This window comes from Pseudoruegeria sp. HB172150, assembly GCF_013184805.1.
In the GTDB taxonomy this organism is placed as follows: domain Bacteria; phylum Pseudomonadota; class Alphaproteobacteria; order Rhodobacterales; family Rhodobacteraceae; genus Psychromarinibacter.
The window spans coordinates 192,140-214,866 of sequence record NZ_JAATNG010000007.1; the positions used below are offsets into that span (position 1 = coordinate 192,140).

24 protein-coding genes are annotated in these 22,727 nt (G+C 66.0%); 15 read left to right on the forward strand and 9 right to left on the reverse strand.

Annotation, left to right across the window (positions count from 1 at the left end; all coding sequences use genetic code 11):
• Positions 1–2: 2 nt before the first annotated feature.
• Both HCO70_RS22825 and HCO70_RS22830 read left to right on the forward strand, forming a co-directional pair.
• Entirely contained in the window at positions 3–698 is a 696-nt protein-coding gene (locus tag HCO70_RS22825) for a CbtA family protein (RefSeq protein ID WP_172300213.1), read from the forward strand.
• A gap of 66 nt (positions 699–764) precedes the next feature.
• Positions 765–1,238 (forward strand): hypothetical protein, encoded by a 474-nt coding sequence (locus HCO70_RS22830; RefSeq protein WP_172300312.1) that lies wholly within the window; start codon positions 765–767, stop codon positions 1,236–1,238.
• Here HCO70_RS22830 and HCO70_RS22835 read toward each other — a convergent pair.
• A complete protein-coding gene (locus tag HCO70_RS22835) occupies positions 1,235–1,546 on the reverse strand; it encodes a DUF1636 family protein (protein WP_172300214.1) in 312 nt (103 codons plus the stop codon). The genes HCO70_RS22830 and HCO70_RS22835 overlap by 4 nt on opposite strands.
• 24 nt (positions 1,547–1,570) lie before the next feature.
• On the opposite strand from HCO70_RS22835, the gene cobW reads away from it, so the two are divergent.
• From cobW to HCO70_RS22855, 4 genes are all read left to right on the forward strand, one after another.
• Entirely contained in the window at positions 1,571–2,638 is a 1,068-nt protein-coding gene (cobW, locus tag HCO70_RS22840; protein ID WP_172300215.1) for a cobalamin biosynthesis protein CobW, read from the forward strand.
• Positions 2,635–3,090 (forward strand): GNAT family N-acetyltransferase, encoded by a 456-nt coding sequence (locus HCO70_RS22845; RefSeq protein ID WP_172300216.1) that lies wholly within the window; start codon positions 2,635–2,637, stop codon positions 3,088–3,090. Before cobW ends, HCO70_RS22845 begins: the two co-directional genes overlap by 4 nt.
• 83 nt (positions 3,091–3,173) lie before the next feature.
• Positions 3,174–6,923, forward strand: a complete 3,750-nt coding sequence (gene cobN / locus HCO70_RS22850) for a cobaltochelatase subunit CobN (protein WP_172300217.1) — start codon at positions 3,174–3,176, stop codon at positions 6,921–6,923.
• A complete protein-coding gene (locus HCO70_RS22855) occupies positions 6,920–7,348 on the forward strand; it encodes a GNAT family N-acetyltransferase (RefSeq protein ID WP_172300218.1) in 429 nt (142 codons plus the stop codon). The genes cobN and HCO70_RS22855 overlap by 4 nt, the downstream gene beginning before the upstream one ends.
• Before the next feature lie 94 nt (positions 7,349–7,442).
• Here the strand turns inward: HCO70_RS22855 and HCO70_RS22860 are convergent, their stop codons facing one another.
• On the reverse strand, positions 7,443–7,853 hold the full coding sequence (locus tag HCO70_RS22860) for a hypothetical protein (protein WP_172300219.1): 411 nt from the start codon (positions 7,851–7,853) through the stop codon (positions 7,443–7,445).
• 155 nt (positions 7,854–8,008) lie between these two features.
• Between HCO70_RS22860 and HCO70_RS22865 the strand changes: the two genes are divergently transcribed.
• A complete protein-coding gene (locus HCO70_RS22865; RefSeq protein WP_172300220.1) occupies positions 8,009–9,223 on the forward strand; it encodes a hypothetical protein in 1,215 nt (404 codons plus the stop codon).
• 34 nt (positions 9,224–9,257) lie between these two features.
• On the opposite strand, the gene HCO70_RS22870 is transcribed toward HCO70_RS22865, so the two are convergent.
• Complete coding sequence (locus tag HCO70_RS22870; RefSeq protein WP_172300221.1) at positions 9,258–10,400, reverse strand: endonuclease/exonuclease/phosphatase family protein; 1,143 nt, start codon at positions 10,398–10,400, stop codon at positions 9,258–9,260.
• A gap of 134 nt (positions 10,401–10,534) precedes the next feature.
• Between HCO70_RS22870 and HCO70_RS22875 the strand changes: the two genes are divergently transcribed.
• The 4 genes from HCO70_RS22875 to HCO70_RS22890 all read left to right on the forward strand — a co-directional run bounded on the left by HCO70_RS22875 (position 10,535) and on the right by HCO70_RS22890 (position 13,011).
• A complete protein-coding gene (locus HCO70_RS22875; RefSeq protein ID WP_172300222.1) occupies positions 10,535–11,017 on the forward strand; it encodes a GNAT family N-acetyltransferase in 483 nt (160 codons plus the stop codon).
• On the forward strand, positions 11,014–11,622 hold the full coding sequence (gene cobO / locus HCO70_RS22880) for a cob(I)yrinic acid a,c-diamide adenosyltransferase (protein ID WP_172300223.1): 609 nt from the start codon (positions 11,014–11,016) through the stop codon (positions 11,620–11,622). Before HCO70_RS22875 ends, cobO begins: the two co-directional genes overlap by 4 nt.
• A gap of 190 nt (positions 11,623–11,812) precedes the next feature.
• The gene (locus HCO70_RS22885; protein WP_172300224.1) at positions 11,813–12,397 is read left to right on the forward strand and encodes a HupE/UreJ family protein; all 585 of its coding nucleotides are present in this window, start codon (positions 11,813–11,815) and stop codon (positions 12,395–12,397) included.
• Entirely contained in the window at positions 12,394–13,011 is a 618-nt protein-coding gene (locus tag HCO70_RS22890; RefSeq protein WP_172300225.1) for a hypothetical protein, read from the forward strand. The genes HCO70_RS22885 and HCO70_RS22890 overlap by 4 nt, the downstream gene beginning before the upstream one ends.
• Before the next feature lie 233 nt (positions 13,012–13,244).
• Here HCO70_RS22890 and HCO70_RS22895 read toward each other — a convergent pair whose 3' ends face one another.
• A complete protein-coding gene (locus HCO70_RS22895; RefSeq protein WP_172300313.1) occupies positions 13,245–14,891 on the reverse strand; it encodes a thiamine pyrophosphate-binding protein in 1,647 nt (548 codons plus the stop codon).
• A 134-nt stretch (positions 14,892–15,025) separates the two neighbouring features.
• Between HCO70_RS22895 and HCO70_RS22900 the strand changes: the two genes are divergently transcribed.
• Positions 15,026–15,586, forward strand: a complete 561-nt coding sequence (locus HCO70_RS22900) for an NADPH-dependent FMN reductase (protein WP_172300226.1) — start codon at positions 15,026–15,028, stop codon at positions 15,584–15,586.
• A gap of 20 nt (positions 15,587–15,606) precedes the next feature.
• Here HCO70_RS22900 and HCO70_RS22905 read toward each other — a convergent pair whose 3' ends face one another.
• Complete coding sequence (locus HCO70_RS22905; protein WP_172300227.1) at positions 15,607–16,389, reverse strand: hypothetical protein; 783 nt, start codon at positions 16,387–16,389, stop codon at positions 15,607–15,609.
• A gap of 373 nt (positions 16,390–16,762) precedes the next feature.
• Positions 16,763–17,155 (reverse strand): VOC family protein, encoded by a 393-nt coding sequence (locus HCO70_RS22910; RefSeq protein WP_172300228.1) that lies wholly within the window; start codon positions 17,153–17,155, stop codon positions 16,763–16,765.
• A 38-nt stretch (positions 17,156–17,193) separates the two neighbouring features.
• On the opposite strand from HCO70_RS22910, the gene HCO70_RS22915 reads away from it, so the two are divergent.
• Positions 17,194–18,006 carry a MaoC family dehydratase N-terminal domain-containing protein gene (locus tag HCO70_RS22915; protein WP_172300229.1) on the forward strand — a complete coding sequence of 271 codons (813 nt, stop codon included), beginning with the start codon at positions 17,194–17,196 and terminating at the stop codon, positions 18,004–18,006.
• A gap of 83 nt (positions 18,007–18,089) precedes the next feature.
• On the opposite strand, the gene HCO70_RS22920 is transcribed toward HCO70_RS22915, so the two are convergent.
• Positions 18,090–19,133, reverse strand: a complete 1,044-nt coding sequence (locus HCO70_RS22920) for an FAD-binding oxidoreductase (RefSeq protein ID WP_172300230.1) — start codon at positions 19,131–19,133, stop codon at positions 18,090–18,092.
• Between the two features lie 49 nt (positions 19,134–19,182).
• Here HCO70_RS22920 and mnmD point away from each other — a divergent pair, with 49 nt between their 5' ends.
• Positions 19,183–19,848, forward strand: a complete 666-nt coding sequence (mnmD, locus tag HCO70_RS22925; RefSeq protein ID WP_172300231.1) for a tRNA (5-methylaminomethyl-2-thiouridine)(34)-methyltransferase MnmD — start codon at positions 19,183–19,185, stop codon at positions 19,846–19,848.
• On the forward strand, positions 19,845–20,720 hold the full coding sequence (locus HCO70_RS22930; RefSeq protein ID WP_371742316.1) for a DMT family transporter: 876 nt from the start codon (positions 19,845–19,847) through the stop codon (positions 20,718–20,720). Before mnmD ends, HCO70_RS22930 begins: the two co-directional genes overlap by 4 nt.
• Before the next feature lie 10 nt (positions 20,721–20,730).
• Here the strand turns inward: HCO70_RS22930 and HCO70_RS22935 are convergent, their stop codons facing one another.
• Together HCO70_RS22935 and tyrS are read right to left on the reverse strand one after the other, a co-directional pair.
• Entirely contained in the window at positions 20,731–21,366 is a 636-nt protein-coding gene (locus HCO70_RS22935) for a glutathione S-transferase family protein (protein WP_172300232.1), read from the reverse strand.
• Positions 21,367–21,435: 69 nt separating this feature from the next.
• The gene (tyrS, locus tag HCO70_RS22940; protein WP_172300315.1) at positions 21,436–22,689 is read right to left on the reverse strand and encodes a tyrosine--tRNA ligase; all 1,254 of its coding nucleotides are present in this window, start codon (positions 22,687–22,689) and stop codon (positions 21,436–21,438) included.
• Positions 22,690–22,727: the final 38 nt, after the last annotated feature.

Consider the following 22,727-nt stretch of genomic DNA (forward strand, 5'->3'; position numbering starts at 1 on the left):
CCATGTTCGGCAAGGTTGTCACCAGCGCGTTGTTCGCTGGCTTTGCGGCGGGGCTGATTGCCGCCCTCCTGCAATTGTATTTCGTCCAGCCCGTCCTGCTTCATGCGGAACTCTATGAGGGCGGAGAACTGATCCATTTCGGCGCCGAAAGCGCGGTACCCGCGCATCTGGATGTCGGCGGCATCGACGTCGTGCGCGACGGGCTCAGTGTGCTGTTCACCGTACTGGTCTACACCGGCTATGCTTTCATCATGGTGGGTGCCATGGCACTAGCCTCGGATCGTGGCATCGCCGTCGATGCGCGGCGCGGCATCCTCTGGGGTCTCGCAGGATTCGTCGCCTTCCAATTCGCGCCGGCCTTCAGCCTGCCGCCGGAACTGCCCGGCGTGGCTGCGGCGGACGTGACCCTGCGCCAGATCTGGTGGGCCGCCACCGCGATCTCGACCGCTCTCGCCCTGGCACTTATCGCATTTGGCAAGGGCTGGGCGGCATGGGGCGCGGCGATCGTGCTGCTGCTGGCGCCTCATGTCATCGGCGCTCCACAGCCCGAGGTCTTCACCGGTCCGGTTCCGCCGGAACTTGGCGGCGAATTCGCGGGCCGTGCGCTCGGCGTCGGCATGGCCGCCTGGGTCACGCTGGGCGCTTTCGCCGGCTTCTTCTGGAGCCGTGAACTCGCCGGCGCTCTGCAGACCGCCTGAGCATCCGCCCGCCCGGTCGACCGGGCGGGCGCCTGACCAAGGAACAGAGTATTGCCGAAACACCTGATGATGCTGGTCATCGGCCTTTTCTTCGGCGCCGGCGCAGGCTTTCTGGCGGCGGCTTCCTATGGCGTGACACTGGACGGCCACGACCACGGCGCCCATGATCATGGCAATGCCGCGATGGCATCAATGGCCCATAACCACGATACGCTGCTGCCGGTGCCCGAAGATACCCCGGCGCCGGAAATCGCGCTCGACCTGCAGCCTGAAGGCGACGACGCCTGGAACCTGCATATCCTGACCGAGAATTTCCGTTTCGCGCCTGAACACGTGAATACACCCGCCGTCCCTGGCGAAGGGCATGCCCATGTCTACGTCGACGGCGTGAAGATCGCCCGCGTCTACGGGCCCTGGGTACACCTCGCCAGTCTGCCCGAGGGCGCGTCTGAACTGCGTGTCACACTCAACGCCAACAGCCACGAAACGCTCTCCGTGGGCGACACGCCCATCGACGCCACCGTGACGCTGGAGCGCTAGGGAATGGCCGGAACCCGCGTCACGAGGCAAAAGCGCAGTCGCCCCAGCGGCCGCGCATCCTCGATCCAGCCCTTCGGCGCCGCCGCGTATTCGGCGAGGAACGCACGGATATCAGCCTCGTCTGCAATGCCGACGCCCGAGAACACGTATGTCGCCCGCCCCTCCGCCTGCGCCGCTACCGTCGCCGGATCGGTGCAGACCGACAGGCAATCCGCGCGCGCTATCTCGGCCTCCGGCAGCGCCTCACGCAACACATCCGCCAGCGCGTCGCCGCCGCTGCATCCCGCACATATCGTCAACCTGACCATCTGACCCCCTTACCGGAGCCACCCATGCCCGCCAAGATCCCCGCCACCGTCGTCACCGGCTTTCTCGGCGCCGGCAAGACCACCCTGATCCGGCACATGCTGGCCAATGCAAACGGTCGCCGCATCGCGCTGATCATCAACGAGTTCGGCGATCTCGGCGTCGATGGCAGCATTCTGACCGGCTGCGGTGACGAGACCTGCACCGAGGATGACGTGATGGAGCTGTCGAATGGCTGCATCTGCTGCACCGTCGCCGAGGATTTCGTGCCCACCCTGCAAAAGCTGCTCGACCGCGACACACCGCCAGACCACATCGTCATCGAGACCTCCGGCCTCGCCCTGCCGCAGCCACTCGTCCGCGCTTTCAACTGGCCCGAGATCTCGACCCGCGTCACCGTCGACGGAGTCGTGACCGTGGTCGACGGCAAGGCGGTGACCGAAGGGCGCTTCGCCCATGACGTGGCCGCCGTCGACGCCCAGCGCGCGATGGACGAGAACCTCGACCACGAAACCCCGCTCAGCGAGCTTTTCGAAGACCAGATCGCCTGCGCGGACATGATCGTGGTGAACAAGACAGACCTGTTGGATACCGCCGAAGCAGAAGCGCTGACCGCCCGCCTCACCGGCGAAAGCCGCGACGGAGTACATGTGGTGAAGACTGCGATGGGCGCTCTACCGGTCGACGTGCTGCTCGGACGCGGCCAGGCCGCCGAATCCGACATCGCCGCCCGGCACGAGGTTCATCACCACCATCACCACGATGACGAGGAAGATGACCACGATCACGACCATGAGCACGAGCACGGCCATGACGAATTCGAAAGCTTCGTCGTCTCCCTGCCCGAAATCACAGATCCGCAAGGATTTGCCGAACATGTCGCGGATGTGATCCGCCGCCACGACATCCTGCGGCTGAAGGGTTTCGCCGCCGTCGCCGGCAAGCCGCTTCGGATGACCGTGCAGGCCGTCGGCCCGCGCATCGCCACCTATTTCGACCGGCCTTTCGCCTCGGGCGAGCCTCGCGAAACCCGCCTCGTCGTGATCGGCCAGTCAGGCCTCAACCGCGCCGCGATCGAAGCGGCCCTCACATGAGCCTGACGGTCACACCCGGCGATCCCCGCGACCCGGCGGCCACCGCACTGCTTCAGGCGAGCCACACGCTGATGCAGGAACTCTTCCCGCCGGAGGACAACCACTACCTCTCCATCGACGCGCTCTGCGGCCCCGGCATACGCTTCTTCACCGCCACCCGCGACGGCCGGACCCTCGGCTGCGCCGCCCTCGCGCTCCGCGACGATTACGGCGAGATCAAGTCGATGTTCGTCGCGCCCGAGGCGCGCGGCACCGGCGCCGCCGACGCCCTCATGCAGGCGCTGGAAGCGGAAGCCCGCGCCAACACCCTCCCGCTCCTCCGCCTCGAAACCGGCGACAGCCTCCACGCCGCCCACCGCCTCTACGCCCGCCACGGCTTCACCGAATGCGGCCCGTTCGGCGACTATGCGCCCGGTGGCAGCAGCCTCTTCATGGAAAAACCTCTCGCCTGAGGGCGATCCGCGATGCTTCTTCTGGCCCGAAATATCCCCGCCGGAGGCTCCCGCCCCGACCGCCCGCGCAAGGGCCGGGCCTGATGCACCTCCTCGCCGCCACCCCCGGCGCCGTCGACGACGGCACCGAACCTGTAGATCTAGGCCAGACCCCGGCCGAAATCGTCTTTCTCTCTGCTGCCGACACGGAACTCGCCGCCCTCTCCGAAGCGCGCGCCGAGATGACGGACCCGCCCACGCTCCGCCTCGCCTCGCTCAACCACCTGCGCCATCCGATGTCGGTGGACCTTCATATCGAGCAATGCGCCGCGAGATCGAAGCTCGTCATCGCCCGGGTCCTGGGCGGCACCGGCTACTGGCGCTACGGCGCGGAGCAATACGCCGCCCATCTCCATGCTGCCGGCGTCTCGCTGGCCCTGCTCCCCGGCGACGACAAGCCAGACGCCGACCTCCGCACCCTCTCCACCGTCTCCGATACCGATTACGATGCGCTCTGGTCCTACCTCGTCGAGGGTGGGCCAGAGAACAGCGCCAGCCTGCTGCGCTACGCCCAGTGGATGCTCGCCAGCACCGGTCGGGAACCGCCCCCTGCGAAACCGCTCCTCCGCGCCGGCCTCTACTGGCCCGGCGCAGGTCTGAGCGACCTCGCCACTATCCGCGAGACTTGGACCGACAACGCCCCGACCGTCCCCATCATCTTCTACCGCGCCCTCGTGCAGGGCGCCGGGCTCAACCCGATCAACCGCCTGACCCGCGCCCTGCTGCTCCGCGACCTGAACCCTCTCCCGATCTTCGTCGCCTCACTCAAGGACCCGGTCAGCGCCGCCACCCTCGACACACTTTTCGCCGAAACCGAACCCGAGGCGATCCTCAACTGCACCGCCTTCGCCGTCGGTACGCCCCAGGGAGACGGCGGCGACAATCCCCTCGCCGCTCCCTCCACCAACGGCGCCCCGGTCTTTCAGGTCGTCCTCTCCGCCGGTTCCGAAGTGGCGTGGGAACAGGGCCTCACCGGCCTCTCAGCCCGCGACATCGCGATGAACGTGGCCCTGCCAGAGGTCGACGGACGCATCCTTTCCCGCGCCATCAGCTTTAAGGGCGAAGCCTATTACGATGACGCCACCCAGTGCCCGGTCGCCGCCTACCGCGCCCGCGGCGACCGCGTCGATTTCGTCGCCGACCTAGCCGCCCGCTGGACCCGCCTGCGCCGCACCCCCGCACCCGAGCGCAAGGTCGCGCTCGTCCTCGCCAACTACCCCAACAAGGACGGCCGCCTCGCCAACGGAGTCGGCCTCGACACCCCCGCCGCTACCGTCCATGCCCTCCGCCTGCTCCACGAAAACGGCTACACCATCGAAACCACCCCCGCCGACAGCGACGCCCTGATGCGCCGCCTGATGGCTGGTCCCACCAACTGGCTCACCGACCGCGCCGACAGCGACGGCGGAGAAATGCTCCCCCTCGACACCTATCTCGACCACTACAAGCGCCTCCCCTGGGCGACCCGCGAACAGATCGAAACCCGTTGGGGCAGACCGGAAGAAGATCCCTTCTTCTGGCCCCAAATATCCCCGCCGGAGGCAGCCTCCGCAGGAGGCTTCAAGCTCTCCATCCACCGCTTCGGCAACGCCACCGTCGCGCTGCAGCCCGCCCGCGGCTACAACATCGACCCGACCGACACCTACCATTCCCCCGATCTCGTCCCGCCGCACAACTACCTCGCCTTCTACATCTGGCTGCGCGATCACTGGGGCGCCGACGCCATCGTCCACATGGGCAAGCACGGCAATCTCGAATGGCTCCCCGGCAAGGCGCTGGCCCTTTCCGACAGCTGCCTGCCAGAGGCGGTGCTCGGCCCCGTCCCCCATATCTACCCCTTCATCGTCAATGACCCGGGCGAGGGCACCCAGGCCAAGCGCCGGAGCCAGGCGGTGATCGTCGACCACCTGACCCCGCCGCTCACCCGCGCCGAAACCTACGGGCCGCTGAAGGACCTCGAAGCACTCGTCGACGAGTATTTCGAGGCCGCCGGCGTCGACCCCCGCCGCATCGCTCACCTGCGCCGGGAGATCCTGTCGCTCACCTCTGCCACCGGGCTCGACGCCGATGCAGGACTCACCGGCGAGGACGAGGAAACCGATCTGGCGAAACTCGACGCCTATCTCTGCGAGCTGAAAGAGGCGCAGATCCGCGACGGCCTCCACATCTTCGGCCAGTCCCCCACCGGCGACCTCGCCGCCAACCTCGCCATCGCGCTCGCCCGCACGCCCAGGGGTGACGGAAAAGGCACAGACGCCTCGCTGCTGCGCGCCCTGGCCACCGATCTCGGCTTGACCCTCGACCCGCTCGATTGCGACATGGCCGGCAGCGCGGCGGAAAGGCCCGACGCGCTAAGCCGGCTTTCACCGGACCCGTGGCGCTCCAACGGCGACACGGTGGAGCGCCTGGAACTGCTCGCCCAGGCGCTCCTGCGGGCTCCGCGGGACGGCGCACAGGGCGATACAAACACAGCTCCGCAACCACCCGGCCCGGCGTCCCGCCTGGTCCTCGATGAAATCGAAACCTGCCTCGCCCCCGCCATCGCCGCCTGCGGCCCGGCCGAGAGCGACGGTCTCCTCACCGCCCTCTCCGGCCGGTTCCTCACCCCCGGTCCCTCCGGCGCGCCAACCCGCGGCCGGCCCGACGTGCTGCCCACCGGCCGCAATTTCTTCTCCGTCGACAGCCGCGCCGTCCCCACCCGCACCGCCTGGTCGCTGGGATGGAAATCCGCGAACCTGCTGATCGACAAGCATCTTCAGACCCACGGCGACTGGCCGCGCACCATGCTGCTAACCGCGTGGGGCACCGCCAACATGCGGACCGGCGGCGACGACATCGCTCAGGGCCTCGCGCTGATGGGCGTGAAACCCGAATGGGACGCCGCCAGCCGCCGCGTCACCGGGTTCGAGATCATTCCGCACACCGCCCTCGGCCGCCCCCGCGTCGACGTCACTCTCCGCGTCTCCGGATTCTTCCGCGACGCCTTCCCGCACCAGATCGCCCTTTTCGACAGTGCCGCGCGCGCCGTCATGGCCCTCGACGAACCGGAAGACGAGAACCCGGCCGCCGCCCGCGCCCGATCCGAAGGCGCCGACGGCCAGTACCGCGTCTTCGGCGCCAAGCCCGGCGCCTATGGCGCGGGCCTGCAGGCAATGATCGACGAACGGCTCTGGAACGACACCGCCGACCTCGCCGAGGCTTACCTGACTTGGGGCAGCTATGCCTATGGCAGGGAGGCCGAGGGCGCGCCTGCACGGCAGGCCCTCGAAACCCGGCTCTCCCAGACCGAGGCCATTGTCCAGAATCAGGACAACCGCGAACACGACCTGCTCGACAGCGACGACTACTACCAGTTCGAAGGCGGCGCGGCGGCGGCCGTTCAACACCTGCAGGGCAAACAGCGCCCGGTCTACCACAACGACCATTCCCGCCCCGAACGCCCCGTCATACGCACGTTGGAAGACGAGATCGGCCGCGTCGTCCGGTCCCGCGTGGTGAACCCGAAATGGATCGAAGGCATCAAGCGCCACGGCTACAAGGGCGCCTTCGAAATCGCCGCGACCGTCGACTACCTCTTCGCCTTCGCCGCCACCACCGGCGCCGTCCGCGACCACCATTTCGACCTCGTCCACGCCGCGTATCTCGAGAACCAGGAGACGCGCGACTTCATCGAAACCCACAACGCCCCGGCCTTGCGCGAGATAGCCCAGCGCCTGACAGAGGCCATCGACCGGGGCCTCTGGACCCCGCGCTCGAACTCGGCCAGAAGCCTTCTCGAAAGGCTGACCGCATGACCCTTACGATCCTCGACACGACCCCCGGCATCGGCAACACCCGGGACCGGATCCTCGACCTGCTCGACGAGCATGCCGACGGGCTCGGCCTGCCGTTCAACGAAAGCGAATTCAGTCTGGAGGCGCGCGACGGCGACACCTTCCTCGGCGCGCTGACCGCCAAGATCGTGCACAACTGGGTCTTCCTCGCCCTGCTGGCCGTCAGCCCCGACGCGCGGGGCCAGGGCGTCGGCAGCGCCCTGATGGCGGCGTTGGAAGACACTTCGCGCAGCATGGGCGCTACCGGTATCTGGCTCGACACCTTCTCCTTCCAGGCGCCGGATTTCTACCAGCGTCTCGGCTACAAGGTCTTCGGCGAACTTCCCGATGCCCCTGCTGGTCATTCCCGCTTCTTCCTTCTCAAGCGGCTCGACGGCAAGGACTAAGACCGGTGGTCAGGGCGCGCCGCGACACTGCGCGCCTTAGGTGCAAGGCAACACGATACTACCGCGACGAACAAACACCTGTTCGCCTTTTCGGTTACGGCAGCGCTACGCATTCGAATTCCCGCGTCTCACCGTCCCACGGCAACTGTCCGACGAAACCACATTCCAGTTCAAGACGCTGCGGTCGCGGCACCGGCCGTCTCCCCGCGCCGGGGCAGTCGATCTCCGCGCGGACGACCGTGGAATCGCCTTCAAGCGTGCTGCTGCGCAACCGGCAGCCACTGACCGCCGCGATCGCCTCGGCTGCCAGACGTAGGATCCCGGCGCGATCCGGCGCCGCATCCGCATTCAGCCGAATCGCTTCCGCGGCGAAGGGCGTGTAGCGGACCGAGAACACCGCGTCACCCACGGTCACGTACCGTGCGGGCTGGTTCGCAAAACCGGCGCTGGGGCTGTCGCAGGCCGCCAGCCCGGCAGAGAAAATCGTCCCGGCAGCAAGCGCCAAAACTCTGAAAACCCTGCAATGCATGGCTCCTGCATAGGCGCAAACCGGTTAACAACCGGTGCAAACCCGGCCTGCCTGACAGATTGACGCAGATCAATGTAATCGCCGCCGCAGCTCATATATTCATATTCGGGAATTTGAATATGGAGGGTCAGATGCCCCGTACCGCAACTCGTCCGGCGGATCGCTATTCGCCACTCTACTTCCTCGGCGCGCTGGGTGCCGGGGGCCTTGCCGTCACCTTCTTCATGTACCTGATGTTCTGGGTGCCGCATCCCGGCCGCGCCGTTCCGAACTTCGAGGATATCGCCGCCACATTCACCACCGGCGGCCCTGCCATCCAGACAGCCATCGCCGTCGCCATGGCCGGCATCGCCGTCTTTGTCGTGCTGCACTTCAAGTCGCTGATCTGGAACCTGCGCCAGTACAGCGCCTTCAAGAAAACAGAGGCTTATCAAAAGCTGAAAGCCTCCAACGCCGAAACTCAGCTTCTCGCGATGCCGCTGGCACTGGCGATGGCGATCAACGCCGGTTTCGTCGCCGGGCTGGTCTTCGTTCCGGGGCTCTGGTCCATCGTCGAATTTCTGTTTCCCTTCGCCATGGTCGCCTTCACGGCGGTGGGCATCCTTGCCCTGATCATGATCGGCGACTTCCTTGGCCGGGTGCTGACCAAGGGCGGCGTCTTCGACGTCACCGCCCATAACAGCTTCGCACAACTCCTGCCGGCCTTCGCGCTGACCATGACAGCCGTCGGCTTTGCCGCCCCGGCCGCCATGAGCACTGTGCCGCTGACCCAGGGTATCAGCCTGATCGGCTCCACCTTCTTCGGCATGGCCGGCGTGATCTATGCCGCGGTCGCGGCGATCACCGCGTTCAACTCGATGCTGCACTATGGCACCGCGAAGGAATCCGGCCCCACGCTGATGATCATCGTGCCGCTTTTGACGATCCTCGGCATCCTCGCCATGCGTCAGGGCCACGGGCTGCACGTCTCTTTCGATGCCCACGCCCAGGCCGCCGACACGCTGATGTTCCTGACCCGGATCGTCGCCGTGCAGGTTCTGTTCCTGCTGCTTGGCATGCTGGTTCTGCGCCGGCAGGGCTATTTCCAGAGCTTCGTCTTCGGCTCGGAAAATTCCCCCGGCGCCTATGCGCTGGTCTGCCCCGGCGTCGCGATGAGCGTGATGCTGCACTTCTGGATCAACAAGGGTCTCGTCGCCAACGGTCTGGTCGAGAAATTCTCTACCGGCTACTGGGCGCTGACCGCTCTGGCGATCGCCTTCCAGATCGCGATGATCTGGCTGGTCTTCCATCTGAACCGGCGGCATTTCGGCAAACCCGTCGCCGGCACGGCGGTTCCCGCCGAGTGAACTCGATCCCCCGGTCCGGCAACGGGCCGGGGGATCACAACTGCCCGCGCTTCTCGCGCAGAAAGTCCAGCGAGTCGTCGATCTCCAGCTCGACCCAGATTGGATAGTGATCCGACAGCTGGTTCTCCCGCCAGGTATCGAGATAGTAAGTCCGCAGCTCCCCCTCGTCCCCCGCCAGATCCTTGTCGCCGCCGTAATCCTCCAGCATCTCGGCGCGGTAGGTGGCGACATCCTCCGCGCGATAGACAAATCCGAACGGGTCGAAGACACCGCCACTCTCGGCGCCACCGCTGAGAGCGAACCGAAAGTAATCGTTGGCGCGAAAAAACATGCGATCATAGGTTTCGACCGGCCCGTCTACCGCATCCGCCGGCCGCGCATTCGTCGGCTTCCCAACCAGCCCGCCATTCTCCACATAGCCAGCCGTCTCCAGCGCCGTCACGTTCGCCTGATCCTTGGAGCGGTAGAAATTCATGTCTCCCACCAGCACCAGGTTGTCCGACCAGAGCCCCCGCCGCTTCTTCTCCAAAGCCGCCAACAACAGCCGCACCTCCTCCGACCGCAGCCGCACCGCGTCCCGCGTATCGCTCGGCTCCAGATGCAGGTTGATCATCGCGAACCGCTTCCACGCGGTGACGAACCCGGTCATGAACGGCGCCCGCGCCAGCTGTTCCAGCTCCACGTCCGCCTCACCCGGCACCGCCTCGCGCAATTCCTTCCAAAGCGCGATCTCGCCTGCCAGCCCCGAAAGCTGCACGCGGTTCCTGTTGTAGACATAGGCAGAGCGTTCGTCGTTCCCGGCCACGCCTTCGGTCACGTCATTGACCAGATAGCTCCAGTCCGGCCCCAGCAGCCGCATCACCTGATCGAGCTGCAGCAGCTTCGACTTCACCTCCTGAATGGCGATCAGATCGAACGTCGCAAGGATCTCGGCGATATAGAAATAGGCCTCGTCCAGCCGCTGCTGGCTGGTGCCGAAATTCTTGATGTTCCAGCTCGCGACAAGCAGGTTCGCCTCGGTGCGCCGCGACGGAACCGCCGCCTGCAGCCCGGGCTTCAGCCGCAGCAGGCCGTCGATGCAGCGCTTTCGCGCCTCCACGGTCATGTTCGGGAATACGCGCTCGAAATCGCGCTCCTTGAAATCCGCCTCCGGCCGCAGGTCGTTGTAGAATGGCATACCCCAATCCCTCCCGGTCAATGCGCGTCGATCAATCGACGCCAGCCTAGCACGCCTCGTCGCGCACTGGTCCGGAAATACCCACACAGTCGATATCCCTTGCGCGCGCCCGCAACCGGCTGTCATCTGTCGCGATGCCAGACGATATCCCGTTCCGCGTCACCGACCCCTATGACTGGCCCTCGCTCCTCGCGCTGATCCAGGCGGAATTCGCCTATATGGAGGGCCGGATCGACCCGCCCTCCTCGATGCACCGCCTGACACCCGAAGCCATAGCCGCGCAGGCCGAAACCGGCGAGATCTGGGTGATCGAGCACGGCGGCACCCCCGCCGCCTGCATCTTCCTCACGCCACAGCCGCCCGCGCTCTACCTCGGCAAGCTCGCAGTTTCCTCAAACCATCGCGGCCAGGGCCTTGCCCGCCGCCTGATCGGCACAGCAGAGACCCGCGCCCGCGCCCTTGGCCTCACCGCGCTCAAACTCCAGACCCGCGTCGAGTTGACCGAGAACCACGCCGCCTTCACCGCCCTCGGATTTGCAATCACCGGCACGACGGCGCATGAAGGCTACGACCGGCCGACAAGCCTCACGATGCTGCGCCCAGTGGAGGAACAATGACCGAGGACACAGAGCGCCACGCCGCCAAGATGGCCAAGAAGAAGGCCGCGCGCGACAAGATCATGGCCACCAAGACCGGCGAAAAGGGCCTGATCATCGTCCATTCCGGCAAGGGCAAGGGCAAGTCGACCGCGGGGTTCGGCATGATCTTCCGCTGCATTGCGCACGACATGCAATGCGCCGTTGTCCAGTTCATCAAGGGCGGCATGTCCACAGGCGAACGCGACCTGATCGAAACCCGCTTTTCCAACATCTGCGCCTTCCACACGATGGGCGAGGGCTTCACCTGGGAAACCCAGGACAAGACCCGCGACATCGAAATGGCGCAGGCCGCCTGGGCCAAGGCGAAGGACCTGATCCGCGACCCGGCGAACCGCATGGTCCTGCTCGACGAGATCAACATCGCGCTGCGCTACGACTACATCGACATCGCCGAGGTGGTGGCCTTCCTCGAGACAGAGAAACCCGAGATGACCCATGTCGTCCTTACCGGCCGCAACGCCAAGGAAGAGTTGATCGAGATCGCCGACCTCGTGACCGAGATGGAACTTGTGAAACACCCTTTCCGGTCAGGGGTAAAAGCGCAGCAGGGCGTGGAGTTCTAGGCAGAAGGGGAACACCCCGACCGCAAACGCAGCGTCGGATAGACGCATCAACCGACCACAGCCGTACTCCGCCAACGAGCGGAGAGAAAAAGCTTGGCGCCAAAGGCGCCTCTGCTTAACAACGTCCGAGGCGCGCCTCACCCGCCGGAACGGCCGCCCGACATATCCCAATCGTTTCCGGAGCCGAAAAATGACACCCTCCCGCATCCTGTTTACCCTTGCCGTCATGTTGACCGCGACCGCCGCCGCCGCCCATACCGGCGAAGGCGCCGCGGGCGGTTTCGCCAGCGGCTTCTTTCACCCGATCTTCGGCTGGGACCACGTGATCGCGATGGTGGCGGTGGGGCTCTGGGGCGCGTTCCTCGGCCAGCCCGCGATCTGGATTCTGCCGGTAGTGTTCCCGCTGGTCATGGCCATCGGCGGCGCACTGGGCGTCGCGGGCGTGCCGCTCCCCGCAGTGGAAACCGGCATCGCGCTCTCCGGCATCGTGCTCGGTCTGATGATCGCGCTCGCGGTGCGAGCCCCGCTCTGGGTCGCCGCGGTGATCGTGGGCATCTTCGCGATCTTCCACGGCCATGCCCACGGCACCGAGTTGCCCGAGGCAGCCAACCCCTATGCCTACGCGGTGGGCTTCGTCATCGCCACTGGCCTGCTGCACCTCTGCGGCATCGCGCTCGGCTTCCTGACGCTGCTGCCCTGGGGCAGGAACGCGATCCGCGCCACCGGGGTTGCGATTGCGGCCATCGGCGGCGCCTTCCTCGTCGGGATTGCATGAGGCGCGCCACCACCGCGCTGACCCTCGCCATCGCGCTGCGCCCAGACACGGGCGCGGCGCATGCGTTTCAGGCCGGCAGCGGCCTCTACACGCAGTTCCTCGAGGGGCTGACTGTCACCCTCACCTATCCCGCCATCCTGCTCTGCCTCCTGCCGATGGGCCTTCTCGCCGGCGTCTGGCGCTCCGGCGGACTGCTGAGTGTCTGGCACTGGTTCATCGCCGCCCAGGTCGTCGGGATCTTCCTCGCTCCGCTGGTCCCGCCAGAGATCTATCTCGCCACCCTCTCCCTCGGAATCGTGACGGCGGTGCTGGCCGCGCTCTACCCGCAGCCGCCCCGCACCGTGGTCATCACCCTCGCCGCACTCACCGGTCTCGTCGCCACCTGCGCCGCCTTCGAGGGGCACGCGCTGCTCGAACCGCCCATCGCCGCCCGCGCCGGCGTGATCCTGGGTGCCAATCTCGCCCTCTCCGTGGCCGCCGCCCTGCCAGACTCGACACTCGAGCGCTGGCCCTACCCCTGGCTCCGCATCGGCTGGCGCATCGCCGCCAGCTGGCTCGCCGCCATTACCGTCATGGTCTTCGCCTTCGAACTGAGCCCCTACCTCAATCCCTGATCCCGAGAGTCGGTTTCGGGGTCACGGTTGCGCAGCACCGCCGAAGGCGGCTTGACCTTGACGCCGGAACCGACTCGCACACCCTCGATCATGGCAGCCCCCGGCGGCCTTCCCAGCAGAAAGGGAAACTCCGTCACAAGCATCCGGATGGGTAATTGCGACGCGCCACCACAACCCGCCTCTGCCAAAGCCAAAGCAACGGCGCAGAGACAAACCGCCCCGCGCCGGCGGCGCTACTTAACAGCCGCCGCCCGCACCTCGCTCAGTGTCTGCGTCGCCGTCAGCATCTCCGGGTCCAGCCGCAGCTCAATCACCGCGACTGTCCCCGACGCCCGCGCCGCCTCGAAGGCCGCCGGGAAATCCGCCCCGTCCTCCACCACGGCGCCGAACCCGCCATAGGCCCGCGCCAGGGCCGCATAGTCGGGGCTCAAACACTCCGTCCCCGACACCCGCCCCGGGTAATTCCGTTCCTGGTGCATTCGGATCGTCCCGTAGCGCCCGTTATTCGCCACCACCACGATCGGCGTCGCCCCGAACTGCACGGCGGTCGACATCTCGTTCAGGGTCATCTGGAAACAGCCATCCCCCGCCATGCAGACGACCACCCGTTCCGGGTGCTGCAGAGACGCCGCGATCGCCGCCGGAAACCCGTATCCCATGGAGCCCGACGTCGGCGCCACCTGCGTCCCATACCGCCGGAACCGGTAATATCGCTGCAGGAACACGGCGTAGTTCCCCGCCCCGTTGGTCAAAACGGAATCCTCCGGCAAGGTCTCCGCCAGCCAGCCGACCACCTGCTCCAGCTTCACAGCTCCCGGCGTCTCTGCCGGGTCCAGCCAGCCTTCGTAATCCGCCCGCGCCGCCGCCTGCCACGCCCCCCAGTCCCCGGCTTTCGGAGCCTGCGCCAGCCGCGCCAGCACGTCCGGAGCCCGCGCCGCCACCGCCAGATCACAGCGATACACGGACCCCGGCGTCTCCGGCTCGGGATGCACATGCGCAATCCGCTTGCCCGGCATCGCGGGGTCCAGAGACTCATAGCCTTGAGTCACGCAATCCCCGATCCGCGACCCCAGCACCAGCAGCGCATCCGCCTCGCGCAGCCGCGCAAACAGCTTCGGATTGCCCCCGACCCCCAGGTCGCCGGCATAGCAGGACGACCCGTTGTCGATGTAATCCTGCCGCCGGAACGACACCGCCACCGGCAGCCCCTGCGCCTCGCCGAAGGTGGCAAGGTCCCGCGCCGCTTCGGCGGACCAGCCCGGCCCGCCAGCCACCACCAAGGGCTTCTCCGCCGACCCCAGGAACCCCAGCAAGGCAGACACCTGCCCGTCGCTCACACCCGCCACGGCCGCCGCTGTCGGCGCCAGGTCCGGCGCATCCGACACGTCCGACAGCATGTCCTCCGGCAGGGCCAGTACCACCGGCCCCGGCCGCCCGGACATCGCCACGTGGAACGCCCGGTTCACGTATTCCGGGATCCGGTCCGTCTGCTCGATCTCCGCCACCCACTTGGCCAGCGGCCCGAACATCGCCCGGTAATCCACCTCCTGGAATGCCTCGCGGTCCCGGTGGCCCCGCGCGATCTGCCCGACGAACAGGATCATCGGCGTCGAATCCTGCCGCGCCACATGCACGCCGGCCGAAGCATTCGTCGCCCCCGGCCCCCGCGTCACGAAGGCGATCCCCGGCCGCCCGGTCAGCTTCCCCGTCGCCTCGGCCATCATCGCGGCACCGCCTTCCTGCCGGCACACGACATTCGTGATCCCGCTCTCGTAGAACCCGTCCAGCGCCGCCAGGAAACTCTCGCCGGGCACCGAGAACACCCGCTCCACCCCATGCGCCGCCAGCGCATCCGTCAGTATCTTGCCGCCGTGCCGCATCGCTGCCTCCTGCTCCCGGTCATCGCGCGCCACCATTCCATCCGCCCCGGGGAACGGCAAGCCTTGCCCTTCGCCCGCGCGTCGCTACCCTGAGCCGCGACCCCGGAACGGGCAGGAAACGGAAAGGGACGGACATGGCGGACCACACAATTCTCGGCATCCCCGGCGCGCTGCGGGCGGGCTCCACCAACCGCCAGCTTCTGGCCGAGGCGATCCGCCTCTACGGCCCCGCCGAGGTGACCATCGCCGACCTGCGCCTGCCGCTCTATGACGGCGACCTGGAAACGTCAGAGGGCATCCCCGACGCCGTCACTACGCTCCACGCCCAGATCCGCGACGCCGATGCGGTGATCATCTCCAGCCCGGAATACAACCGCGCCATTACCGGCGTGCTGAAGAACGCCCTCGACTGGGTCAGCCGCGTGAAGGGAGGCCCGTGGGCCGGCAAACCCGTCGCCGTGATGTCCGCCAATGACGGCCGCGCCGGCGGCGAGGTCGGCCAGTACACCGTCCGCCACGCCCTTACTCCGTTCCGCCCCAAATTCATCCTCGGCCCCGTCGTCGCCGTCGCCGACAGCTCCAACGCCTTCGACGAGGACGGCCGGCTGAAGGACGAGCGCTACGTGAAGGCGCTGACCGCTATGATGGAGACGCTGAGGGCGGAGGTGGAGTTGGGGCGTCAGAGTACAAGATGATACAATGTTTGTGCTTGGTCCTATTGCTTGCCAGTGCTTTCCACGGTCGAGTTGTACGTCGGGCTACGTGGAACAATGATGTTAGAGAAGTACGAGACGAGACCACGCTCCTCCGCAAGTACAGCGGGCTCAACTGCCTGGAATTCACCGACCTCATTCTCTTGGCTGTACTCGAAACAAACTTCGTCTGGATCAAAGTTCGTGCCTTCACCGCAGCCACCGGCAGCCTTGCTACGGGCCCGCACCTTAACTTCCACACAATCTTTAAAGAATAGAAGGAGTTTTTGACACCTTGGCATAGCGCGTGAAACTGTATTAATGTGTATCGCATCAATACCGTCTTTGTTCCTTAAGAAAAGCGTAAATATGTCTGATATTTTTTCCCCGGGTTGAAGTATGCAGTTCGGAAAATGAAAGTTTCTATACACGGTTTCGCCTACACCTTGAAATAATCTTGTATGAAGGCTTATCACAGATCCGCCAACCAAATCAAAATCTATTTCTTCCGGCTTTAATCGACCTTGTTCGTTAAGAGAAATTGATTTAACTTCACTTGCGGTCAAAAGTAATGAAATTTCATCTTCGCTTTCGTTTACCGCATCAACTCTAATCGTAATGTAGTCAAAGCTATCGCCTCCCTTTAATATACTGCCGCGATCAATGATATGATTGCTTAAATTTACGTGTCGCTCCTTATCCCTATCCTCGATACCAAAAACTAAAAGAATCCACACCCCGCCAACGATAATTGCAATGGACTGAATGATCTTGCTGCAAGTTTCGACAATGTCTTTGAATTCCATATCTGAAATCCTATATTATCTAATATAATAAAAAACTATAACACACGATCTAAGAGTCGCAAAGCAGGGCTATACGTGTGGCCGCGTCTCCCGACTGCTCTGGTGCAAAGCGGTCTACGCAGCATTCATCATCTTCGGTCGAGATCAGCATTCGTAGGTTAGGTGCTCGCAGCTTTCTTCACTCACACCAACCCGTAGGGTGCGCATTCATGCGCACCGCCCCCTCCCCAATCACACGCACCATCCCCTCCGCACGGCCCAAACCCGACCACGCAACGCCCCGGACCCGCGTACACACCCCCCGTGTACGGCCTGTGTACATCCCGTGTACGCCCGGTGCCCCTTAACGAACGGTTTCCGGCCCGTCCCCCGATCACCCGGCCACTGACACCTCGATCAAATTCCCATCCGGATCCCGAACGTAAAGAGAGGTCAGCGGCCCCGTCGCTCCGGTGCGCGCCACCGGCCCGTCCAAGACCTCCACCGAGTGCCGCCCGAAATGCTCCTGCCACTCCGCCAACGGCACTTCGGTCAGGAAACACAGGTCCGCCGAGCCCGGCACCGGCCGCGCCGCCTTCGGCTCGAATTCCGCCCCCGCCTGATGCAGGTTTATCTTCTGCGATCCAAAGCTCAGCGCCACGCGCGGCGTGCCATCTCCGCCGTGGAAATCCTCCCGCACCATGCCCAGAACTTCGGTATAAAACTCGACCGCCCCGTCGATGCTCTCCACCGTCAGAACCAGATGATCCAGCGCGATCACAGCCATTTGCCCAATCCCTTTCCCGCCGCTACGGTCGCGGCATCATGCACGAAAGCGTCGGCCGCTCCCAAACCCTGACATGCGCGCTGGATCCGGCCCGGGCCGCGGCGCTGCACGCAACGCTCGACCGCCCCGGCCCGCCGCCCGGCGCCGGCGACCCTCTGCCGCCGTTCTGGCACCAGATCTATTTCTGGGAGGCCCGCCGTCCAGCCGACCTTGGCCCCGACGGCCACCCCGCTACCGGCACCGGCCTGATCCCAGATCTCGGCCTGCCGCAGCGGATGTGGGCCGGCGGCCGCCTCGCCTTCCACGCGGCACCCCGCCTCGGCGCCCCCGCCGAAAAGACCACGACTATCGAGAACGTCACCGAGAAATCCGGCCGCACCGGCCGTCTCGGCTTCGTCACGCTGCGCCACGAGATCACCCAGGACGGCCGCCTCTGCGTCACCGAGCACCAGGATCTCGTCTATCGCGAGCCGCCGGAAGACCGCACCCCCGTCGCACCGCCGCAGGCCCCCACCGACGAGCTTCACAGCCAGACGATCACCTTCACCACCACCCTGCTCTTCCGCTACTCGGCCTTGACCTTCAACGGGCACCGCATCCATTACGACCTCGACTACGCCACCGGGACCGAAGGCTACGCCGGCCTCGTCACCCACGGCCCGCTCCTCGCGCAGCTCCTGATCCATTTCGCCGAAAAACACCTCGGACCGCTCGCCGGGTTCACCTTCCGCGGCACCGCCCCCCTGATGCATTTCGAATCCGCCACCCTCTGCCTCGGTCGCGAAAACCGTCTCTGGGTTCGCGCCGCCGATGGCCGCCAATGCATGGAAGCCACCGCCACCCCGGCCTGACAGGCGCGCACCCCCTGCTTCTTCTGGTCAAAAATATCCCCGCCAGAGGCTCCCGCACCCGCCACCAGAACGCCGCCGGGACCTCAGAGATTATCCTCCACCCGGAACCCTTCCGGCACCGCGTCGTGCCCCTCCAGCACCAGATCGGCGATCACCGCGCCCACCTTGGGCGCCATGCCGAAACCGATCTTGAACCCGCCATTCGCAATGAAATGCCCGTCCCGCCCCGGCCAGCCCCCCAGCATCGGCGCCCGGCTCCTGGCCCGTGGCCGCACCCCGGCACAGCGCTGCATCACCTTGGCGCCATAGAGCACCGGGCAGGCCGCCACCGCCCGCTCCACCAGCGCATCCGCCGCCGCATCCACGGCATCCGGTGCATCGAACTCCCGCTCGCTGGTTGACCCAACCGCCACGGTCCCGTCCGCATGCGGCACGATATGCAGCCCGTCCACGAACAGCTGCGCCTTGTCATGGGCGTCGAAGCGCAGCGACACCGCCTGCCCCTTCACCCCGTTGCCGACATCGCGTCCCAGCTCCTCCGACAACGCGATCAACCCCTCATACCCCGTCGCCCAGACAACCGGCCCGTCCCCCGGCGCATCGCCAACCTCCACCGCGCCGCCCAAAGCCTGCACCGCCCCCGCAAGGCTCTCGCAGCAGCGCCGCGGATGCGCCCGAGCCGTCAGCGTGTCCCAGATATACAGCCCCGTCGCGCTCTCCGGCCGCCAGTCGCCGGCGTCCACCGCATCCACGACCGTCCAGTCTGCCGCGTCGCCCCACAGCTCCCGCGCCGTCTCTTCCCGAGCCAGCGCCAGCCCGACGGCGGCCTCATCCGGAATGGGCTGCAGCCGCCCCAGCCGCGCGTAACCCGATTGCACACCCGACAGCGCATCCGCCTCTTTCCAGAAAGCCTCCGCCATCAGCAGGCTCTCCAGCTGGAACGCCTTCTTCGAATTCCAGTTCTCCGGCACATGCGGCGCCAGCGCGCCGACCACCCCGCCCGACGAACCCGCCGCCACGCCGCGCCTGTCCAGCACCCGCACCGTTGCGCCCCGCCGTGCGCAGGCAAATGCCACCGACAGGCCGAAGATCCCCGCCCCCATCACCGTCACGTCGGCCATTGCCATTGTCCGGACCCTTCCGCATTGTCGCCGCCGCAACCTTCTAGGCCATCCGATGCCCGAAACCCAAGTGACAGAATGGAAAGGCGCAGTGCCGGTCTCCACCCGGTTCGACGACCCGTACTATTCACTGGACAACGGGCTGGCCGAAACACGCCATGTCTTCCTCGCCGGGAACGGTCTGCCGGGGCGGTTCACACCGGGCTTCCGCATCGCCGAACTGGGCTTCGGCACCGGGCTCAACATGTTGACCGCTCTGCAGGCATGGCGGCAATCCGGCACCGAAGGACGGCTCCGCTATACCAGTTTCGAGGCTTTCCCCCTCCCCGCCGCCGACCTGACCCGCGCGCTGGAACAGTTCCCCGAGCTCGCGCCCATCGCCACCCCGCTGATCGACGCGTGGACCAGGGGCGACCGCCGCATCACGACGGAACAACTCGACGCCGAAATCATCGAGGGCGATGCCCGAAAGACCCTGTCCAAATGGAATGACAAGGCGAACGCCTGGTTCCTCGACGGCTTCTCTCCCGCCAAGAACCCCGAACTCTGGGAGGCCGATCTGCTGACAGAGGTCGCCCGCCACACCGCCCCCGGCGGCACCGCGGCCACCTATACCGCCGCCGGCTTCGTCCGCCGCAATCTCGAAGCGGCCGGTTTCGCCGTCACCCGCAGCCCCGGCTTCGGCCGCAAGCGCCACATGACCACGGCGGTCCTGACGTGAGACCCGACAATCCCCGCCTCGGCATCGCGCTGATGGTGCTGACCACCTTCATATTCGCCCTGCAGGACGGCATCTCGCGCCACCTCGCCGGCACTTACAACGTGCTGATGGTGGTGATGATCCGCTACTGGTTCTTCGCCGCCTTCGTGATGCTGATCGCCAGCCGGCAGGCGGGCGGCCTGCGCGCCGCCGCGGCAACAACGCAACCGGTGATCCAAGCGTTCCGCGGCGTGCTGCTGGCGGGAGAGGTCTGCGTCATGGTCCTCGCCTTCACGCTTTTGGGCCTCGTCGAAAGCCACGCCGTCTTCGCCGTCTACCCGCTGCTGATCGCAGCGCTCTCCGGCCCGATCCTCGGCGAAAAGGTCGGCTGGCGCCGCTGGGCGGCCATCGGCGCGGGCTTCGTTGGCATGCTCATCATCCTGCAGCCGGGGCTGCACGTCTTCGACCCTGCAGCGCTTGTGGCGCTGACCTCGGCGCTTATGTTCGCGCTCTACGGCCTGCTGACCCGCTTCGTCGCCCGCAAGGACAGCGCCGCGACCTCGTTCTTCTGGACCGGCACCTACGGCGCGGTGGTGATGACCGCCGTCGGCGTCTGGTTCTGGGAACCGATGACCGGGCCGGACTGGATCTGGATGGCCGTGCTCTGCGTCACCGGCGCGGCGGGTCACTACACGCTGATCAAGGTCTACGAGGTTGCAGAGGCCAGCACGGTCCAGCCCTTCGCCTACCTGCAGCTTGTATTCGCGTCCGCCTTCGGGGTCGTGATCTTTGGCGAGGCGATCCGCTGGAACGTGGCCGCCGGCGCCGCGCTGATCGTCGCCGCCGGCCTGTTCGCGCTGTGGCGGGAAAGGGTCCGTTCCCGCCGCGCCTGACGGGTGGCCTCTAGCCGCCCACAATCGCCGCCAGCGGCGCCACCGCCGCCTGCCACGAAGGCCGATCGCCCATCCGCGCCCACCACGCCGCGACATTCGGGAAACCGTCCAGCGAGATCCCGGCGGGCGCCGCATAGACGAAGGTCGAGGCCAGCGTGAAATCGGCAAGGCTCAGATCGCCGACGATCCAGTCCTTCCCCTCCAGCGCCGAGTCGAGCAGCGCCAGCAGGCTGTTCAGCTCCTCCCGGTCGCTCTCGACCGCCGACGGATCGGGATCGCCCATGCCGAACATCGGCTTCATCACCATCTCGAACACGATCTTCTGCGCCACCGGCGACAGGTGCACCGTCTGCCAGTAGGTCCACTGGTCCACCAGCGCGCGCTTCTTGGGATCGTCGGGATAAAGCCCCGCCTCGGGCTTTAGCGCCGAAAGGTAGGACAGGATCGCGCGGCTTTCCCACAGCCGGAAATCGCCATCCTCCAGCACCGGCACCTTGCCCATGGGATGCTTTTCCATGAACTCTGGCGCCTTGTTGGCGCGGCTGCGCAGATCGACCTGCACGACTTCGACCGGCAGGTCCAGCTCGTTGATGACGGCGCGCACGCGCAGCGCGTTCGGCGAAAGATCGGCGTTGTACAGCTTCATGACGGCACCTGCAGTGTAAGGAGGGCGGATGCGGAATCGCTACGCCTCTCCGCACCCGGTCCGCAATGCCTAATCCGCCAGTGTCACCAGCGCATGACGCTTCCGCCCCGCCGACAGCTTCACCGGAGAGGAAAGCGCTGCCGCATCCAGCACCATCCCGGCATCGGTAAGCGGCGCATCGTCCAGACGCGCGCCGTTGTCGGCGATCAGCCGCTTCGCCTCCTTGCCGGACTTCGCCAGCCCGGAGCGCACGATCAGCTGCACGACAGAGATCCCGTCGCCCACCTCCTCTGCCGACAGCGCCAGCGTCGGCAGGTCATCGCCCACGCCGCCTTTCTCGAACACCTCGCGCGCGGTGGCCTCCGCCGCCGCGGCCGCGTCCGGACCATGGTTCAGCGCCGTCACCTCGTTGGCCAGCCGCACTTTGGCCTCGTTGATCTCGGCCCCGCCCAGAGCCCCCAGCCGCTCGCATTCGTCGACCGGCAGGTCGGTAAACATCTTCAGGAACTTGCCGACATCGGCATCGTCCACGTTCCGCCACCACTGCCAGAATTCATAGGACGACATCATGTTTTCGTTCAGCCAGACCGCGCCGTCCACCGACTTGCCCATTTTCTTGCCGTCCGACCGGGTGACCAGCGGCGTGGTCAGGCCGAAGGCCTCCGCCGCCTCGACCCGGCGGATCAGGTCGGTGCCGGATACGATGTTGCCCCACTGATCCGACCCGCCCATCTGCAGCAGGCAGCCATAGCGCCGGTACAGCTCCAGATAGTCGTAGGACTGCAGCAGCATGTAGTTGAACTCGATGAAGCTCAGCGCCTGCTCGCGGTCCAGCCGCGACTTGACCGATTCAAACGACAGCAGGCGGTTCACGGTGAAATGCCGCCCGATATCGCGCAGGAACGGCACATAACGCAGCTCGTCCAGCCATTCCGCGTTGTTGACCAGCGGCGAATCCGTCGGCCCGTCGCCATAGGTGATGTAGCGCGAGAAAACCTTGCGGATGCTGGCGGCGTTCGCGTCGATCTGCTCGACCGACAGCATCTTCCGCATCTCGTCTTTGCCGGACGGATCGCCAACCTTTGTCGTACCGCCGCCCATCAGCGTGATCGGCCGGTGCCCTGTCCGCTGCATCCAGCGCAGCAGCCGGATCTGAACCAGGTTGCCGATATGCAGCGACGATGCGGTCAGGTCGAACCCGATATAACCGGTGACCGTCCCCTTCAGCAGACGTTCGTCCAACTCCTGGAGATTGGTGCAATCGGCCAGGAACCCGCGCGAGCCGATCTCGTGCAAGAAATCCGATTTCGGGTGGTAGGTCATTTTGTTTCGGTCCATCGTGCCACTGGTGCCGCGCCTAT

Coding starts and splice junctions, on each gene's coding strand:
- HCO70_RS22825 (WP_172300213.1), top strand. CDS start 3: ATGTTCGGCAAGGTTGTCACCAGCGCGTTGTTCGCTGGCTTTGCGGCG.
- HCO70_RS22830 (WP_172300312.1), top strand. CDS start 765: ATGATGCTGGTCATCGGCCTTTTCTTCGGCGCCGGCGCAGGCTTTCTG.
- HCO70_RS22835 (WP_172300214.1), bottom strand. CDS start 1,546: ATGGTCAGGTTGACGATATGTGCGGGATGCAGCGGCGGCGACGCGCTG.
- cobW (WP_172300215.1), top strand. CDS start 1,571: ATGCCCGCCAAGATCCCCGCCACCGTCGTCACCGGCTTTCTCGGCGCC.
- HCO70_RS22845 (WP_172300216.1), top strand. CDS start 2,635: ATGAGCCTGACGGTCACACCCGGCGATCCCCGCGACCCGGCGGCCACC.
- cobN (WP_172300217.1), top strand. CDS start 3,174: ATGCACCTCCTCGCCGCCACCCCCGGCGCCGTCGACGACGGCACCGAA.
- HCO70_RS22855 (WP_172300218.1), top strand. CDS start 6,920: ATGACCCTTACGATCCTCGACACGACCCCCGGCATCGGCAACACCCGG.
- HCO70_RS22865 (WP_172300220.1), top strand. CDS start 8,009: ATGCCCCGTACCGCAACTCGTCCGGCGGATCGCTATTCGCCACTCTAC.
- HCO70_RS22870 (WP_172300221.1), bottom strand. CDS start 10,400: ATGCCATTCTACAACGACCTGCGGCCGGAGGCGGATTTCAAGGAGCGC.
- HCO70_RS22875 (WP_172300222.1), top strand. CDS start 10,535: ATGCCAGACGATATCCCGTTCCGCGTCACCGACCCCTATGACTGGCCC.
- cobO (WP_172300223.1), top strand. CDS start 11,014: ATGACCGAGGACACAGAGCGCCACGCCGCCAAGATGGCCAAGAAGAAG.
- HCO70_RS22885 (WP_172300224.1), top strand. CDS start 11,813: ATGACACCCTCCCGCATCCTGTTTACCCTTGCCGTCATGTTGACCGCG.
- HCO70_RS22890 (WP_172300225.1), top strand. CDS start 12,394: ATGAGGCGCGCCACCACCGCGCTGACCCTCGCCATCGCGCTGCGCCCA.
- HCO70_RS22895 (WP_172300313.1), bottom strand. CDS start 14,891: ATGCGGCACGGCGGCAAGATACTGACGGATGCGCTGGCGGCGCATGGG.
- HCO70_RS22900 (WP_172300226.1), top strand. CDS start 15,026: ATGGCGGACCACACAATTCTCGGCATCCCCGGCGCGCTGCGGGCGGGC.
- HCO70_RS22905 (WP_172300227.1), bottom strand. CDS start 16,389: ATGGAATTCAAAGACATTGTCGAAACTTGCAGCAAGATCATTCAGTCC.
- HCO70_RS22910 (WP_172300228.1), bottom strand. CDS start 17,155: ATGGCTGTGATCGCGCTGGATCATCTGGTTCTGACGGTGGAGAGCATC.
- HCO70_RS22915 (WP_172300229.1), top strand. CDS start 17,194: ATGCACGAAAGCGTCGGCCGCTCCCAAACCCTGACATGCGCGCTGGAT.
- HCO70_RS22920 (WP_172300230.1), bottom strand. CDS start 19,133: ATGGCAATGGCCGACGTGACGGTGATGGGGGCGGGGATCTTCGGCCTG.
- mnmD (WP_172300231.1), top strand. CDS start 19,183: ATGCCCGAAACCCAAGTGACAGAATGGAAAGGCGCAGTGCCGGTCTCC.
- HCO70_RS22935 (WP_172300232.1), bottom strand. CDS start 21,366: ATGAAGCTGTACAACGCCGATCTTTCGCCGAACGCGCTGCGCGTGCGC.
- tyrS (WP_172300315.1), bottom strand. CDS start 22,689: ATGACCTACCACCCGAAATCGGATTTCTTGCACGAGATCGGCTCGCGC.